The organism is Rhizobium sp. CF080, from assembly GCF_000282095.2.
Lineage (GTDB): Bacteria > Pseudomonadota > Alphaproteobacteria > Rhizobiales > Rhizobiaceae > Neorhizobium.
Genome location: NZ_AKKC02000011.1, coordinates 198,636 through 213,810 on the forward strand (window position 1 = coordinate 198,636; position 15,175 = coordinate 213,810).

Genomic DNA, 15,175 nt, shown 5'->3' on the forward strand with positions numbered 1-15,175 from the left:
CACTCAGAAATACCTGGGATCGGGAATAGCGGGGGTCAGAAAATGTCGGGCTCGCCGGCGGTGGCGCCGAACTCCCGTTCGAGGAAGTCGAAGTCGCAGCCTTCATTGGCCTGCTTGATATGCTTGGAAAACATCCAGCCGTAGCCGCGTTCGTACTTGTCGGCGGGCGCCACCCATTCGGCGCGGCGCTTGGCGAGCGTTTCCTCGTCCACCAGCATGTCGATCGAACGGTTCGGCAGATCGACGCGGATGATGTCGCCGGTGCGCACCAGCGACAGTGGGCCGCCGATATGGGCCTCCGGCGCCACATGCAGGATGCAGGCGCCGTAGCTCGTGCCGGACATGCGGGCATCGGAAATACGCAGCATATCTCGATAACCCTGTTTCAGGATCTTCTTCGGGATCGGCAGCATGCCCCATTCCGGCATGCCGGGTCCGCCCTTCGGGCCGGCATTGCGCAGGATCAGCACGTGATCGGCGGTGACGTCGAGGTCCTCGCGGTCGATCATCGCCTTCATTTCCGGATAACTGTCGAAGACGAGGGCAGGGCCTTCGTGCGCCCGCAGCCGCGGCTCGCAGGCGGAAGGCTTCATGACGCAGCCGTCCGGGGCGAGGTTGCCCTTGAGGACCGCCAGGGAACCCTCATGATAGATCGGGTTCGACAGCGGGCGGATGACGTCGCTGTTGTAGACTTCGGCGCCTTTCAGCGTCTCGCCGAGCGGGAAACCGCTGACGGTCATGGCGTCGAGCTTCAGGAGATCCTTGATCTCCGCCATCAGGGCGCGCAGGCCGCCGGCGTAATAGAAGTCTTCCATCAGATACTTGTCGCCTGAGGGACGGATGTTGGCGACGACGGGGGTGGTGCGTCCCGCCTTGTCGAGATCGTCCAATGTCAGCGGAACGCCGGCGCGGCGCGCCATCGACAGGAGATGGACAACGGCATTGGTGGAACAGCCGGTCGCCATGGCGACCGTCGTGGCATTGTGGACCGCGTCGGGCGTGATGATCTTGTCGGGTGTCAGGTCGTCCCAGACCATTTCGACGATCCGTCGGCCGCAGCGGGTGCTCATGCGGATGTGGTTGGCGTCGGCGGCGGGAATGGAACTGGCACCGGGCAGGGTGAGGCCGAGCGCTTCGGCGATCGCGGTCATGGTGCTGGCGGTGCCGAAGGTCATGCAATGGCCGTAGGAGCGGGCAATGCCTTCTTCGACGCCGGTCCATTGTTCCTCGGAAATCGTGCCGGCGCGGCGTTCGTCCCAGTATTTCCAGGCATCCGAGCCGGAGCCCAGCCATTCGCCCTTGTAATTGCCACGCAGCATCGGACCGGCGGGCAGGAAGATCATCGGGAAACCGGCGCTTATAGCGCCCATCACCAGGGCAGGGGTGGTCTTGTCGCAACCGCCCATCAGCACCGCGCCGTCGACCGGATGAGCACGCAGCAGCTCTTCCGCCTCCATGGCGAGGAAATTGCGATAAAGCATGGATGTGGGCTTCAGCGCGCTTTCGGACAGTGACTGCACCGGCAGCTCGACCGGGAAACCGCCCGCCTGCAGGACGCCGCGCTTCACGTGCTCGACGCGATCCTTGAAATGGGCGTGGCAGGCGTTGAGGTCGGACCAGGTATTGAGGATGGCGATGATCGGTTTCTTGCCCCAATCCTTCTCATCAAAACCCATCTGCATCATGCGGGAGCGATGTCCCGACGAACGGAGATCATCCGGCGCGAACCAGCGTGCGCTGCGGAGATCGGCTGCTTCCTTTGTCATGCTTCTCTTCCAGAAATCCTGCCATCATTCCGGAATCGATCATGCCTCGATCACGGGGGCGGAGCTCCTCCCGCCCGGCGCCAACTTAAACAGGCTTCGGAGAAATTGATATATCAAGTTTCAGATTTCCTCCTTGATATATCAAATTTCAAATGCTAGATCAGCGCCGAGACGAGGATGGAGGATGTGAATGGGCGGCGATGATGCGCTTCTGCCAGTGGAGCCGGTTTTTCTGAAAAGCCTGCGTGACCACGTCTATGGCCTGGTGCGCGATGCCATTCTTGCGGGCCGCCTGAAGGGTGGCGAAAAGCTCAACGAGCGCCACCTCGCTAGCCAGCTAGGCATCAGCACGACGCCGCTCAAGGAGGCCTTGCGCGTACTCGAGTCCGAAGGGTTGGTGCGATCGGAGCCCCGCCGCGGGATCTACATCACCTTCAATGCCGGCCAGGCGGAAGAGATGATGCTGGCGCGGGCCGCGCTTGAAAGCATGATCGCTCGCCAGGCCGCCAAGCGGGTGAAGGATGAGGATGTGGCCCTGATGCGCGCGCTCATCGTCGAGATGCGGGCCGGCCTCGAGACGGTGGACGTGCTGCAGCTCATCGCTCTCAACGAGCGCTTCCACAACGTTATCCATGAAGCATCCGGTTGCAGCTATCTGCGTCGCCTGCAGGGCGGCCAGAACATCTACACCCATGCGGCCCGTCTCAGCGTGCTGTCGGAGGAGCGGGAGCGCTTCCTGGCGGTCGAGGAGCATGAGGCCATCGCCAACGCGATCGCTGCCCGCGAGCCTGATCTCGCCGAGCGGCTGATGCGCGACCACGTCATTCGCTCGGGCGAGAAGCATCTCCTCCGGGTGTAGCAAGTCGGGAATGAGGGAAACGGACATGAATATCCGCGACTACAAGCGCGTCCTCACGGGCATTTCGGGCGTCCACGTGACCGCCTATGACAACAAGGGGGCGATCGAGCCTCGGTTGACCGGCAAGATCATTCGGCGGATTGCCGATGCGGGCATTCACAATATCGTCAGTGGCGGCAATACCGGCGAGTTCTACAGCCTCCAGCACGAGGAGGTCCTTCGCCTGCAATCGATCTGCGTTGCGGCTGTCGAGGGCAAGACGGTGGTCACCGCCGCTGCCGGTCGTTCGGTCGGCGAAGCGATCGCGACCGCCAAGGCGGCCAAGCGGGAAGGCGCTCAGGGTGTGATGGTCCATCACCCGCTCGATCCATTCGCTGCACCCCGCTCGCAGGCCGACTATTTCATCGCCATCGCCGAGGCTTCGGAACTGCCGCTCGTCGCCTATGTGCGGTCCAATACGATCGCCGTCGACGACCTCGCCCGCATCGCGACCCATCCAAACATTGCCGGCGTCAAGTTCGCCTCGACCGACATGATGCTGTTTTCCGAATGCGTGCGGGCGACCGAGGGTACGGATGCGGTCTGGATCTGCGGCCTCGCCGAGGGCTGGGCGGCACCTTTTTACGCGCTCGGCGCCAAGGGGTTCACGTCCGGCCTCGTCAATATCGATCCGGCCCGGTCGCTGGCGATCTGGCATGCGCTCGAGGCGGGCGACTATGCCAGGACGCGGGCGATGGTCGCCAAAATTGCCGGCTTTGAAATGCTGCGCACCAAGTTCAACAACGGCGCCAATGTCACGGTCGTCAAGGAGGCTTTGGCTTTGCGTGGCGAAAACCTCGGACCGGTGCGTCTGCCGGGCCTGCCGGCGCTCGATGTCGCCGACCGCAATCACCTCGAACAAATTCTGAAAGGCTGGGAGCCTGTCGCTGCTGCTCATTGACCCCGCGTTCATCCGGATAGACCCATGAAAATCACTGCGCTCGAAACCGTTCAACTTCCCAGCCTGAACAATATCATCTGGCTTCGCATCCATACCGACGAAGGCGTCATCGGCCTCGGCGAGACCTTTCGGGGGGCGGATGCCGTCGCGACCTATCTGCATGCGGAGGTCGCGCCGGCGCTGATCGGCAAGAATCCGCTGGAGATCGACCGGATTTCCAAGCAGCTGACCGAGACCTATGTGGGCTTCCGCTCCTCCGGCGTCGAAATCCGCGCGGCATCCGCCGTCGACATCGCCCTCTGGGACATCTTTGGCAAGGTCACGAACCAGCCGATCCACCAGCTTCTCGGCGGCCTGTCGCGGCGTTCGATCCGCACCTACAATACCTGCGCCGGCTATTCCTATAACAGCCGAGGTTCACGCCGTTACATCGGTGATGCCGACAAGCCTCAGGGTCCCTATGACGATCAGGTCGCCTTCACCAACGATGCGGGGGCGCTCGCCGAAAGCCTGCTGTCCGAAGGCATCACCGCCATGAAGATCTGGCCGCTCGATCCCTTTGCGGTCGCCAGCGGTGGGAACTTCATTCACCGGGATGACCTCGAAAAAGGGCTTGAGCCGTTCCGCAAGATCCGCGACGCCGTCGGCAACAAAATGGAAGTGATGGTCGAGCTGCATTCGATGTGGGATCTGCCTTCCGCATTGGCGATCGCCCGCGAGATCAAGGAATTCCGCCCCTTTTGGATGGAAGACCCGATCAAGATGCAGGACACCGAAGCGCTGACGATCTACGCGCAGCGTTCCGGCCTGCCGGTCTGCGCCAGCGAGACGCTCGCGACCCGCGCCCAGTTCGTAGAACTCCTGCGCAAGAATGCCGTCGACTATGTCATGCTCGACATTTCCTGGTGCGGGGGCTTGAGCGAAGCGAAGAAGATCGCCACCATGGCGGAAGCCTTCCAGCGGCCGATCGCGCCGCATGACTGCACCGGCCCGGTCGTGTTCACCGCCTCGATCCATCTGGCGCTCAACGCTCCGAATGCGGTGTTCCAGGAGTCCGTACGGGCCTATTACTCGACCTGGTACCGCGATCTCGTCACGGTCATGCCGCGTATCGAGAATGGCCAGATTTATCCGTTCGAGGGAGCGGGCCTCGGGCTGGAACTCAGCGACTACGTTCTCGACAATCCCGACGTCATCCGCCGCACCACCAAGGTCAGCGACCTGTGATACGCTTCGAGCCGCTCGGAGGGCTCAGTCTCGGGCTTGGCGAAAGCCCCGTCTGGGACGAAAGACGCAATCTCGTCTTTCTCTGCGATATCCCGACCGGCCGATTGCTGGCGATCCGACTTGGCGAGGGCCAGGTCGACGAGTGGGTTCTCGGCACGAATGTCTGTTCGGTCGGGCTCTGCGAAAGCGGCAGGCTGGTCGTGTCGCTGACGCGCGAGATTATCCTCTTCGATCCCGAGACCGGTGAGCGCCAGACGCTCGCGCATCTCGAAGGAGAGCTTGAAACCAATCGGCTCAACGACGGCAAGGTGGGACCTGACGGCGCCTTCTGGGTCGGCACGACCGACCAGCGGCCGGAGCGACAGCCGGTCTGTTCGCTTTACCGCATTGGTGCGGATGGAAACCTCGTCCGCAAGAAGAGCGGACTTCTGATTTCAAACGGGCTTGCCTGGTCGCCGGATGGCACCAGCATGTATCATTCGGATTCAGGCGGCCAGTGGATCGAGCGGCATGATTTCGATGCGGCGACGTGTGAGATGGGCGAAGGTATTCGGATCGCCGCGCCCGGTGAAGCGGACGGGCGGCCGGATGGTGGCGCGACTGACATCAACGGCTTCTACTGGAGCGCCGGCGTTTCGGCCGGATGTCTCAACCGATATTCGTCAGAAGGGGAGCTAGTCGACAAATATCCGCTGCCGGTTGCGACGCCGACCATGCCGTGTTTCTGCGGTCCCGACCTGAAGACGCTACTGATCACCTCGCACCGCTATCTTTCGCCGGAGAGATTGCAGGCATATCCTTTGAGTGGCGCCGTGCTGGTCGCATCGTCGCCGGTCGCAGGGGCGCCGATCGCGCGCATGAAAGGATTTTGACCGTGAGCTTCGACAAGGCAAACAAGATCGATGACTGACGATTCCATCTACAGGCTCAAGTCGGGCCGTTGCGAACTGGTTGTCGATGCCGCCCACGGTGCGAGCCTCACCTCCTTTCGGTGGCGGAAGCCGGATGGCGACTGGTTCGAGATCCTGCATTCCTGTCCGCCGGCGCAGGTCGCCCTGACCGGTGGATCCTTCGTCATGGTGCCGTTTGCCAACCGGCTCGATGCCGGTCGCTTCCCGAGCCCCGACGGCCCGGTCGAAGTTCCGGTCAACCGGCCGGAGCAGAACATGGCGCTCCACGGATTTTCCCGCGACAGGGCCTGGCAGGTCACCGAGGCGACGGAAAGCACGCTGACCCTGGTCGACGACTTCGCCCACGAGTCTATCCCGTTCGCCTATCGGCTGGTGCAGCATATCTCGATCGGCCCGGATGGTGCTAAACTGACGTTGATCTTGACCAATACCGCGGATCGGGCGCTTCCCTACGGCATGGGTTTTCATCCCTGGTTCCGGAAGGATGAGGATACCTGGCTGAGGTTCGACGCAGAGACCGGTTTCGGCCGAGATCAGCGAGGCTTCCCGGCCGGACCTGTCCCAGCCGATAACGGCCCTCCTTTCGCCCATGGCCTCGACACCTCGACGATGCCCTGGTTCGACGGACATTTTGCAGGATGGGCGTCGCGGCGGGCAGTCGTCGAGTGGAGGCAGGCCGGGGTCAGCATGACGCTTTCGGCGACCGGCGTACTGACCAACCTGCATGTCTATGTGCCGGACGATCGGCCCATCCTTTGCGTCGAACCCGTCAGTCACGTTCCGGACGTTCATAATCGACGCGAACTGGCGGGCTACGGGGATCTCGCATGGTTGGCTCCCGGCGAGACGATCGAGGGCTCCATGACCTTGCGGTGCGGCTCGCCTGAGGTCGCTGGTGCCGAGACGCCTCCAAAGGGATGAGAGGGTGAAGACCTTTTGAATTATGCGGGCGTAATCCTCCGAGAAAATCCAAACATTCGGCGTAGTAAATAAGCATTACGAACAGGTTCATCGCAGTTAAACTTGAAGCCTGCTTGTCTTGCGGGGCCAGAAGAACTCTGAGACCATCCCGTGCATCTTTGATGGACGGGGCTCGGGGTATCTCATGTTGAAAAGTTTTCGCCTCAATGAGATCGAGGCGCATCTGGCCTCTCGCGTCGGCGGGTTTATCCTTGCGGCGCTGACGCTGATCTTGTGCCTGGCTTATGTGGTGCGCCTGGCGATGAGCCAGGATGTCGCCGGGGATTTCTGGCATTTCTGGGCGGCGGGAAAGCTGTGGGCCATGGGAGAGAACCCTTACGGCGCCGATTTCAACGTCCGGGTTCGCGCCGAATTTGGCTTTGAAGCAATCAACGGCTGGTTCTATTCGCCTCATACCTGGCTCCTGTCGCGCCCGCTGGCGGGACTTGGTTTCGATACCGCGCTGCTTGTCTGGCGCATGCTTTCGGTTGCGGCACTTGTTGTCGGAACCGCGCTGGTGGTCTCGCTCAGATCTGAAGAGGGACGCGGCTGGAAGCGGCTGCTCTGGGCGGTCCTGCTTCTCTGGGCCGTGACGTCCCAGCCGGGTTCGATCAACTTCACCATCGGCCAGTTTTCGGCCTTCCTGTTTCTGGCCGTCGTCCTGTTTTTCTATGGCGTTCTGCGCCAGAAGAACTGGGCTGTGGTCGTGGCTCTCGTCCTGCTCAGCATGAAACTGAGCCTCGCCTTGCCCTTCATAGGTTATGCGGCTGCGGTGCCCCGGCTGCGCGTCCCGATGCTGCTGGCAGGCGGTATCGCGCTCGTGGCGTCGGTGCCGGCTTTTCTTGCAGGTGGAACGGTTGAGACTTTCACGGGATATTTCGAAGGCATCGCGCAATATACCAAGTTCGACGTCAATGGCCCGCTGGAGGTCACAGGGCTGCGCAATCTGCTGATGCACTGGTTCGGGATTTCCGTCTCCGGCATCGTGCTTGCCATCGGCGCGGGGCTTCTCGGCATGATCCTCGGCTGGTTCAGCTGGCGAAACCCGGGGCGGATGTCTCCGACATTCAGTCTCGTTCTGTTGCTGGCCTGGACCATGCTTCTCATTCCTCAGCACCGCTACGACCTGCTGATCCTGCCCGCGTTGCTGATCCATGTCGGACGAGGTTGGCTGTGGGCGAATCTCGCGGTGATGGCGCTGGTGTTCCGGGGGCATATCGTGACCGGCGTCATGAGGCTTCCGGATATGGCTGTCCACGCGCCGGGCAGTTACTTGTTCTCACTGGCAATGCTCGGGCTTTGCGCATTTCTCCATCTGAGGCTCCTGAGGGCAGGATCAGTCAAGGATGGATCATTCCTCGGCACGGCATAAGCTGGCGTGTGTTCCAGGAGGCCAGATCAACCGCTATTCGCAGCGCACAAAATATTTGCTCGACGGGCGCTTCCAGAACTCGCACATTCGCCAATCTGCCCTACATAACCTTGGCTTTTATGTGTTCCAGGCCAAGTCCAACGCGTCGGCCGGCGATCCGGAGGGAAATTCTGTCATGTCTTTGAAAAATAAGCTTTTGGGCATTGCTTTTGCGCTTGGCGTTTCGGCCACCATGGCCAATGCCCAGGTCGTCGTCTCTTCCAAGATCGATACGGAAGGCGGCGTGCTCGGCAACATCATCCTCGCGATGCTGAAGGCCAACAACATCCAGGCCACCGACCGTATCCAGCTCGGTGCGACGCCGGTCGTGCGCAAGGCGATCACCGCCGGCGAGATCGACATCTATCCGGAATATACGGGTAATGGCGCCTTTTTCTTCGAAAAGGGCGACGATCCGGCGTGGAAGAACCCGCAGAAGGCCTATGAAGCGGTCAAGAAGCTCGATTACGACGCCAACAAGATCGTCTGGCTGGCGCCGTCTTCGGCCAACAACACCTGGGCGATCGCTGTGCGCAAGGATGTCGCGGATACCAACAAGCTGAAGACGCTGACCGACTTCGGCAAATATGTTGCCGGCGGCGGCAAGATCGTCCTGGCGGCGTCGTCTGAATTCGTCAATTCGGCGGCCGCATTGCCGGCCTTCCAGACCACCTACGGCTTCAAGCTGAAGCCCGACCAGCTGATCACGCTTTCCGGCGGCGATACGGCTGCAACCATCGCCGCTGCCGCCAACCAGACCAACAACGCCAACGCTGCGATGGTCTACGGCACCGACGGCGGCATCGCGCCTTCTGGCCTGGTGGTTCTCGAAGACGACAAGGGCGTTCAGCCGGTCTACCAGCCGACCCCGATCATCCGCGAGGAGGCGCTCAAGAAAAACCCGACCATCGAGGCGGTGCTGAAGCCGGTCTTCGCCAAGCTCGATCTCGTCACCCTGCAGGATCTCAACGGCCGTGTGCAGGTCGGCGGCGAGCCGGCCAAGGCAGTTGCCGAGGACTTTCTCAAGAAGAATGGCTTCCTGAAGTAATTCCTTTTCGGCGTGGTTTCGTGTCAACATGGGCCGGGCGCTCGAACGCCCGGCTTTTTTATCAGTCGTAAGGCAGGGGGCGGTTTGAGAGTTCGGTTCGACAAGCTCGGCATCGTCATCGCCCTCCTTGCCGCCTATGGCGTGCTCTGGTCGGCCTTCGCGACGCTCAAGCCCAACCGCATCGTGCAGGGGCAGGCTGAATCGATGCTGCAATCGCTGCCGGCCTGGGCGGGCTGGGGGCTGGTCGGCGTGCTCGTGGTCGCGATTGCCGTAGCCCTCTTTCGCACTTCCCCCTGGATCAAGCTGATTGCCGCCGTCGCGGCGCTGACGGCACTGACCCTTTCGATCGGATATGCAGCGACATTTCTGACGCCGGCCGCCAATACCTATGCCCGTGTCTCACCCGCCTCCGGCTTCTGGATCCTGCTGTTCGCCTTCGCGCTTCTGGCTGCCGACGCGATCACGCGGCTCGATCCGCCGCCGGGGATGCGCGTCCTGTTTCTGATCCTGGCGGGGCTCAGCATTGGCGCGCTGCTGATGTCGGGGAGGTGGGACGGGCTCTCGATCATGAAGGAATATTCCGGCCGCGCCGACGTTTTCTGGGTCGAAGCGGGCAAGCATGTGGAACTGGCGCTCGGTTCGCTTTTCGCCGCCGTCCTGGTCGGGCTGCCGCTCGGCATTCTCTGTCATCGGGTGGCACCGCTCAGGGACGGCGTGCTCAACACGTTGAACCTCGTCCAGACCATCCCCTCGATCGCGCTGTTCGGCCTGCTGATTGCGCCGCTCGGCTGGATCGCCACCAATGTGCCCGGGGCCGCGGCGATCGGCATTCGCGGCATCGGGGTGGCCCCGGCCTTCGTGGCGCTGTTCCTCTATTCGCTGTTGCCGGTCGTCGCCAATACGGTCGTCGGGCTTGCCGGCGTGCCGCGCGAGGCCAATGATGCGGCCCGCGGCATCGGCATGACCGGTCGCCAGCGGCTGTTCAAGGTCGAGTTTCCGCTGGCGCTGCCGGTCATTTTGACGGCGATCCGCATCGTGCTCGTTCAGAATATCGGCATGGCGACGATTGCGGCATTGATCGGCGGCGGCGGTTTCGGCGTCTTCGTCTTCCAGGGCATCGGCCAGACTGCCATGGACCTGGTACTGCTCGGCGCCGTACCGACCGTGGCGCTCGCCTTTGCCTCAGCCGTCGTCCTTGATGCGCTGATCGAAATGAACTCCCGCGTCCCCAACGGAGCCAGATCCGCATGATCGAGATCGACGCCATTACCAAGCGCTATGACGGCGTCACCGTCGTCGACAACGTCTCGATGGTGATCGAACCGCGCACCGTGACGGTCGTCGTCGGCACGTCCGGTTCGGGCAAGACGACGCTGATCCGGATGATCAACCGGCTGGTGGAGGCGAGCGAGGGCGCCATCCGGCTCGATGGCGAGGACAATCGGTCGATCCCCGGTTACGAATTGCGGCGGCGGATCGGTTACGCCATCCAGGGGCACGGACTTTTCCCGCACCGCACGGTGGCACAGAACATCGCGACCGTGCCTGGCCTGCTCGGGTGGACGAAGGCCCGTATCGACGCCAAGGTCGAGGAATTGCTGACGCTCTTCCAGCTGGAGCCGAAGACGTTCGGGCCGCGTTATCCGCACGAGCTTTCCGGCGGCCAGCAGCAGCGCGTCGGCGTGGCGCGCGCGCTTGCCGCCGAGCCATATGTGTTGCTGATGGACGAGCCCTTCGGGGCGCTCGACCCGATCATCCGTGCCAAGGCGCAGGAGGATCTTCTGGCGATCCAGAAACATTTCGGCACGACCATCGTGCTCGTCACCCACGACATGAACGAAGCCTTTCATCTCGCCGACAAGATCGCGGTGATGGACAAGGGCAGGGTGGTGCAATACGGGCCGCCGGCCGAACTGGTGCGGGCACCGGCCACGCCGTTCGTCGAAACGCTGATCGGCGACGCGGAGCGGCCGTTCCGGTTGCTTTCGATTGCAACGACTGGCGCTGCGGCGGAGCCGGGCGAGGCGGAAGGCGTGCCGATCGGGGAGGACAGGAGCCAGCAGGAGGCGCTTGCCGATCTGATCTGGAGCGGGCGGGATGCACTTCCCGTCATTTCCAGGAGCGGAGCGCCGATGGGGCGGGTGACCCTCGAGGCTATCCTCAAGCGCGCCGCGAGGCAGCGATGAGGGCTTGGGTGCCGACTATCCTGCGCGGCCTTTTGCTTGTGGTGCTGATCGCCTTCCTGGTGTCGCCGGATAATTTTGAACCGCTGCTGAAGCCGCTCGTGCAGCCGAACGCACCGGCGATCTACAATCAGGGCAGCCTGCTCAGTCTGACGCTCCTGCATTTGCGGACGGTCTTTATCGCAACGCTGGCCGCGACGATCATCGCCGTGCTTCTGGCGATCCTTGTGACAAGGCCTTTTGGTGCCGAATTTCTGGCGCTGTCCCGCAGCCTGGTGAATATCGGCCAAACCTTTCCGCCGGTCGCGGTGTTGGCACTTGCCGTTCCGGCTGTCGGTTTCGGCGAGAAGCCGACGCTAATCGCGCTTTTTCTTTATGGCCTGCTGCCAATCTTCGAGAATACGCTGACGGCCCTCACCAACCTTCCACGATCGGTGATGGAGGCGGCGCGTGGTTCCGGTATGACCCCTTTCCAGCGGCTCATCCAGGTGGAACTGCCATTGTCTCTGCCGATCATCGTTGCGGGCGTCCGGCTTTCGGTGGTGATCAGTCTCGCGACCGCGACGATCGGCTCGACGGTTGCTGCAAAGACGCTCGGCGAGGTGATCATCGCCGGGCTGCAGTCCAACAACCTCGCCTTCGTGCTGCAGGGCGGCCTGATCGTCGGGGCGCTGGCCGTGCTGATCTATGATGGGCTCTCGGCTGTCGAGTCCATGCTTACCCGCCGGACGGGCTCGGCCTAACCGTGGCTGGAATCGGTCGGCACGACCGGTTCCGCATCCTGTTTCAGGTTGCCGCGGTGGAAGATGAACAGTCCGGCGATGACGATGATGCCGGCGCCGATCCAGGTCTGCGCATCCGGCAGGTCACCGAAAAACAGCCAGCCGAGAATGACCGCCCAGACCAGTAGCGTATATTGCAGCGGCGCCAGCACGGAGGCCGGCGCGAGCTTCAATGAGCGGGTGATCAGGAGATGGGCGATGCAGGCGACGACGCCGAGCAGCAGCAGCGCCAGCAATTCGCCGACATTGAACGGGCTCCACTGGCCGATGCTGAGGAAAATTCCGGCGATCAGGCCGGCAATCGTCTGCCAGGTGACGAGTGTTGCATCAGTCGTGGCGCGCAGCCGACGGTTCAGCACCAGGGTGAGCGCGAAGGACAGGCTGCCGACGAGGCCGAAGACCGAAGGCCATGCGAGCATTTCCGACGAGGGGCGAAGCGCAATCACCACGCCGACGAATCCGATGAGAACGGCGAGCCACCGCCGCCAGCCGATCCGTTCGCCGAGCAGGAAATGCGAAAGGGCCGCCACATAGATCGGCCCCGCCATGTAGAAGGTCATCACGTCGGCGAGCGGCAGGTAGGCGACGGCGGCGTAGAACAGTGCCAGATCTCCGGTGGCGAACAGCACGCGCAGCACCTGCAGCGGCATCCGCTCGACCTTGTACAGGGCCGATATCGGCTGGCGGGCGATCATCGGGCCAAGGATGAAGACGGCCCCGAACGAGCGGATCACCAGGACCTGGCCGACCGAAAAGCTTGCGACCAGCCACTTGCCCATGGCGTCGTTGAGCGAGAACATGAAGGCGCCGAGCAGAAACAGCAGGACGCCGGCCAGTGCGGCATTGGCGCCGAAGGCGGAAGAGGCTCTTTTGTCCATGGTGTCTAAGAGTCCCCCCGACCCTGAAATTGCGATGTGATGGCCGGTCAGCCAGCGAGCCGTCCACCCAGCATCGGCTTCGGTGCGCCGGTCGTGGTCGGAAAGCTGATCGGCATGCCGCGCAGCACGCGCACCGCGAGGAATGCAAAACATTCCGCCTCGACCGCATCGCCTCGCCAGCCGAGCGTATCGGCGGAAACGGCTTTGACGCCGGCACGGCTTTCGATCATCGACATGATCGTCGGATTATGACGGCCGCCGCCGCTGACGATCAGCCGCTTCGGCCGGTGGGGCAGCAGATCGAGCGCCTTGCCGACCGCAGAGGCCGTGAAGGCCGAAAGCGTTGCCGCGCCGGTGGCGTCGTCGAGGCCATCTGCCATGGCGGCGGTGAAGTCGAAACGATCGAGCGATTTCGGGTAGGGTGCTGCGAGATAGGGATGTTCAAGAAGCTTGGCGAGGCGCTCCTCATCGACCTTGCCGGAAGCGCCGAGCGCGCCGTTGCGGTCCATCTCGCCGAGGCCGCGCGCCTTGATGAAATCGTTGAGCGGCGCGTTGGCCGGGCCGGTGTCGAAGGCGATCACCAGATCCTCGCCGTCCCACCAGGTGATATTGGCGACGCCGCCGAGATTGAGGACGGCCGTATCGCCGCTCGTATCGACGCCGCGCAGCAGAGCGGAATGGTAGGCCGCGGCAAGCGGCGCGCCCTGGCCACCGGCGCGGACGTCCGCCGAGCGGAAGTCGTAAGCGACCTTGGTGCCGAGGATCGAGGCCATCAGCTCGCCATCGCCAAGCTGGCGGGTATCGCCGAGCCTGTCCTTGGTCGGCGCGCGATGCAGGACGCTCTGGCCGTGGAAGCCGACGATGCCGATATCCGCCATGGTGAGCCCGGTGCTTTCGACGAGTTGCTTGACGGCGTAGGACTGCGCCTTCGTCAGTGCCTGTTCTGCCTCGCGGAAGATCGCGGGATCTGGTCCTTCGAAATTCCAGACGCGGGCCTGCGCCAGCGTTTCCTCCAGCAGAGTGCGGATCACCGGCGGGTAGGGGGCGAGCGTATAGGCGCCAAAAGTCTCGATCGTCTCGCCGTCGGTCTTCAGGAGCGCCACGTCGATATTGCCGTCGAGAACGGTTCCGGTCATCAGGCCGACGGCCCAGATTGGCTCCATGGTCTAGCTCCTCTCAAGACTGGTAGACGAGATTGCCGACCGCCTGCCGCAAGGCGAGGATGCCGCTGTCGAAATGGCGGGTCGGATGAATGCGGTTGGTAAGCAGCGTCACGGCGCGGCCCCTGTCGAAATCGATCAGCAGGCTGGTACCGGTGAAACCGGTATGGCCGATCGTGGCGGCGCTGCATGTCGTGCCGCCCCACCAGTCGGCATAGGGATGTTCCCAGCCATGGGTGCGGCGGTTGGAGAGCGGCGCACGTATCAATGCGATGGCCTCTTTGGAGGCGCCGGTGCCGTCGAGCATGCCTTTTGCGAAATCGAGAACCGAGGTCACGGTGCCGAACAAGCCGGCATGGCCGGAACCCTGCAGCGCCGAGCAATTGTCGTCATGGACTTCACCGGACAGAACCCGGTGCCGCCAGGTGCAGTCTTCGGTCGCGGCCGAATGTTCCGGATCGGCGGACCAGGCGAAGCCTTGGCCGGGATCGAGGTCACGGAGCGTCTTCTTCGTCAGCCGTTCCAGCGCGAAGCCGAGCAGGATGAAATTGATGTCGGAATAGACCGGCGGGCCGGCCTCCCATTCGCGCTGCAGGATGAAGGCGCGCAGCAGGTCCGGATCGCGGCCATAGGTATAGATCGGCTCGACGCCCGGAAACGGCGTCTGGTGGCCGAGGCACTGGCGGAAGGTGATCTTCCGCTCCCAGGCCTCGGCATTGTACTGGCGCAGATCCGGCAGCAGGGTGGTGAGCGGCGCGTCGAGATCGATCGTGCCTTCGTCGGCGAACTTCAGGATACGGGTGGTGGTGAAGATCACCTTGGTGAGCGAGGCGAGATCGAACCAGATGTCCAGGGTCATCGGACGCGTGGTGGGAACGACCTGCGCCGAGCCGATGGCGCGGGCCAAACGGCCGTGTTTCAGGTCGACAATGCCGAGCACGCCGCCGGGGATGCGCTTGTCGCTTACGGCCGTCGCGAGCGGGGCGAAGGCGCGTTCGAAGACGGCGGCAAGTTCGGGATTGGCGGATGCTTTGTCGTCCGTCATCGTTA

The 15,175-nt window shown here is 62.9% G+C and carries 14 protein-coding genes; 10 read left to right on the forward strand and 4 right to left on the reverse strand.

The genetic code is table 11. The features are described 5' to 3' along the window. Window positions 1–35: 35 nt before the first annotated feature. Window positions 36–1,766, reverse strand: coding sequence for an L-arabinonate dehydratase (gene araD, locus PMI07_RS24980; RefSeq protein ID WP_007764200.1), 1,731 nt, complete (start codon window positions 1,764–1,766; stop codon window positions 36–38). Between the two features lie 190 nt (window positions 1,767–1,956). Between araD and PMI07_RS24985 the strand changes: the two genes are divergently transcribed. The 10 genes from PMI07_RS24985 (at window position 1,957) to PMI07_RS25030 (ending at window position 12,048) form a co-directional block, all read left to right on the forward strand. After that, a complete protein-coding gene (locus PMI07_RS24985) occupies window positions 1,957–2,625 on the forward strand; it encodes a GntR family transcriptional regulator (RefSeq protein WP_007764202.1) in 669 nt (222 codons plus the stop codon). A 25-nt stretch (window positions 2,626–2,650) separates the two neighbouring features. Beyond that, window positions 2,651–3,565: a dihydrodipicolinate synthase family protein gene (locus tag PMI07_RS24990; RefSeq protein ID WP_007764204.1), complete on the forward strand. Its 915-nt coding sequence runs from the start codon at window positions 2,651–2,653 to the stop codon at window positions 3,563–3,565. A 24-nt stretch (window positions 3,566–3,589) separates the two neighbouring features. Next, window positions 3,590–4,792 carry a mandelate racemase/muconate lactonizing enzyme family protein gene (locus PMI07_RS24995; RefSeq protein WP_007764206.1) on the forward strand — a complete coding sequence of 401 codons (1,203 nt, stop codon included), beginning with the start codon at window positions 3,590–3,592 and terminating at the stop codon, window positions 4,790–4,792. Beyond that, window positions 4,789–5,664 (forward strand): SMP-30/gluconolactonase/LRE family protein, encoded by an 876-nt coding sequence (locus tag PMI07_RS25000; RefSeq protein WP_007764207.1) that lies wholly within the window; start codon window positions 4,789–4,791, stop codon window positions 5,662–5,664. Before PMI07_RS24995 ends, PMI07_RS25000 begins: the two co-directional genes overlap by 4 nt. Window positions 5,665–5,694: 30 nt before the next feature. Further along, window positions 5,695–6,624 carry a galactose mutarotase-like enzyme gene (locus tag PMI07_RS25005; protein WP_007764210.1) on the forward strand — a complete coding sequence of 310 codons (930 nt, stop codon included), beginning with the start codon at window positions 5,695–5,697 and terminating at the stop codon, window positions 6,622–6,624. Between the two features lie 184 nt (window positions 6,625–6,808). Then, entirely contained in the window at window positions 6,809–8,035 is a 1,227-nt protein-coding gene (locus tag PMI07_RS25010; protein ID WP_007764211.1) for a glycosyltransferase family 87 protein, read from the forward strand. Window positions 8,036–8,210: 175 nt separating this feature from the next. After that, complete coding sequence (locus PMI07_RS25015) at window positions 8,211–9,122, forward strand: ABC transporter substrate-binding protein (RefSeq protein WP_037088308.1); 912 nt, start codon at window positions 8,211–8,213, stop codon at window positions 9,120–9,122. 84 nt (window positions 9,123–9,206) lie between these two features. Then, window positions 9,207–10,373, forward strand: a complete 1,167-nt coding sequence (locus PMI07_RS25020) for an ABC transporter permease (RefSeq protein WP_024164127.1) — start codon at window positions 9,207–9,209, stop codon at window positions 10,371–10,373. After that, the gene (locus PMI07_RS25025) at window positions 10,370–11,308 is read left to right on the forward strand and encodes an ABC transporter ATP-binding protein (RefSeq protein ID WP_007754864.1); all 939 of its coding nucleotides are present in this window, start codon (window positions 10,370–10,372) and stop codon (window positions 11,306–11,308) included. The genes PMI07_RS25020 and PMI07_RS25025 overlap by 4 nt, the downstream gene beginning before the upstream one ends. Beyond that, window positions 11,305–12,048, forward strand: coding sequence for an ABC transporter permease (locus PMI07_RS25030; RefSeq protein ID WP_007754869.1), 744 nt, complete (start codon window positions 11,305–11,307; stop codon window positions 12,046–12,048). The genes PMI07_RS25025 and PMI07_RS25030 overlap by 4 nt, the downstream gene beginning before the upstream one ends. Here PMI07_RS25030 and PMI07_RS25035 read toward each other — a convergent pair. From PMI07_RS25035 to PMI07_RS25045, 3 genes are read right to left on the reverse strand one after another with little or no spacing between them, the layout of a single operon-like run. After that, window positions 12,045–12,965, reverse strand: coding sequence for a DMT family transporter (locus PMI07_RS25035; RefSeq protein WP_007754870.1), 921 nt, complete (start codon window positions 12,963–12,965; stop codon window positions 12,045–12,047). The genes PMI07_RS25030 and PMI07_RS25035 overlap by 4 nt on opposite strands. Window positions 12,966–13,012: 47 nt before the next feature. Beyond that, window positions 13,013–14,128 (reverse strand): anhydro-N-acetylmuramic acid kinase, encoded by a 1,116-nt coding sequence (locus PMI07_RS25040; protein ID WP_024164128.1) that lies wholly within the window; start codon window positions 14,126–14,128, stop codon window positions 13,013–13,015. 13 nt (window positions 14,129–14,141) lie between these two features. Then, window positions 14,142–15,170, reverse strand: coding sequence for a serine hydrolase domain-containing protein (locus PMI07_RS25045; protein ID WP_024164129.1), 1,029 nt, complete (start codon window positions 15,168–15,170; stop codon window positions 14,142–14,144). Window positions 15,171–15,175: the final 5 nt, after the last annotated feature.

Bases quoted from the DNA above. Each gene is read 5' to 3' on its own strand.
- araD (WP_007764200.1), bottom strand. From the start codon at position 1,766: ATGACAAAGGAAGCAGCCGATCTCCGCAGCGCACGCTGGTTCGCGCCG.
- PMI07_RS24985 (WP_007764202.1), top strand. From the start codon at position 1,957: ATGGGCGGCGATGATGCGCTTCTGCCAGTGGAGCCGGTTTTTCTGAAA.
- PMI07_RS24990 (WP_007764204.1), top strand. From the start codon at position 2,651: ATGAATATCCGCGACTACAAGCGCGTCCTCACGGGCATTTCGGGCGTC.
- PMI07_RS24995 (WP_007764206.1), top strand. From the start codon at position 3,590: ATGAAAATCACTGCGCTCGAAACCGTTCAACTTCCCAGCCTGAACAAT.
- PMI07_RS25005 (WP_007764210.1), top strand. From the start codon at position 5,695: ATGACTGACGATTCCATCTACAGGCTCAAGTCGGGCCGTTGCGAACTG.
- PMI07_RS25010 (WP_007764211.1), top strand. From the start codon at position 6,809: ATGTTGAAAAGTTTTCGCCTCAATGAGATCGAGGCGCATCTGGCCTCT.
- PMI07_RS25015 (WP_037088308.1), top strand. From the start codon at position 8,211: ATGTCTTTGAAAAATAAGCTTTTGGGCATTGCTTTTGCGCTTGGCGTT.
- PMI07_RS25025 (WP_007754864.1), top strand. From the start codon at position 10,370: ATGATCGAGATCGACGCCATTACCAAGCGCTATGACGGCGTCACCGTC.
- PMI07_RS25030 (WP_007754869.1), top strand. From the start codon at position 11,305: ATGAGGGCTTGGGTGCCGACTATCCTGCGCGGCCTTTTGCTTGTGGTG.
- PMI07_RS25035 (WP_007754870.1), bottom strand. From the start codon at position 12,965: ATGGACAAAAGAGCCTCTTCCGCCTTCGGCGCCAATGCCGCACTGGCC.
- PMI07_RS25040 (WP_024164128.1), bottom strand. From the start codon at position 14,128: ATGGAGCCAATCTGGGCCGTCGGCCTGATGACCGGAACCGTTCTCGAC.
- PMI07_RS25045 (WP_024164129.1), bottom strand. From the start codon at position 15,170: ATGACGGACGACAAAGCATCCGCCAATCCCGAACTTGCCGCCGTCTTC.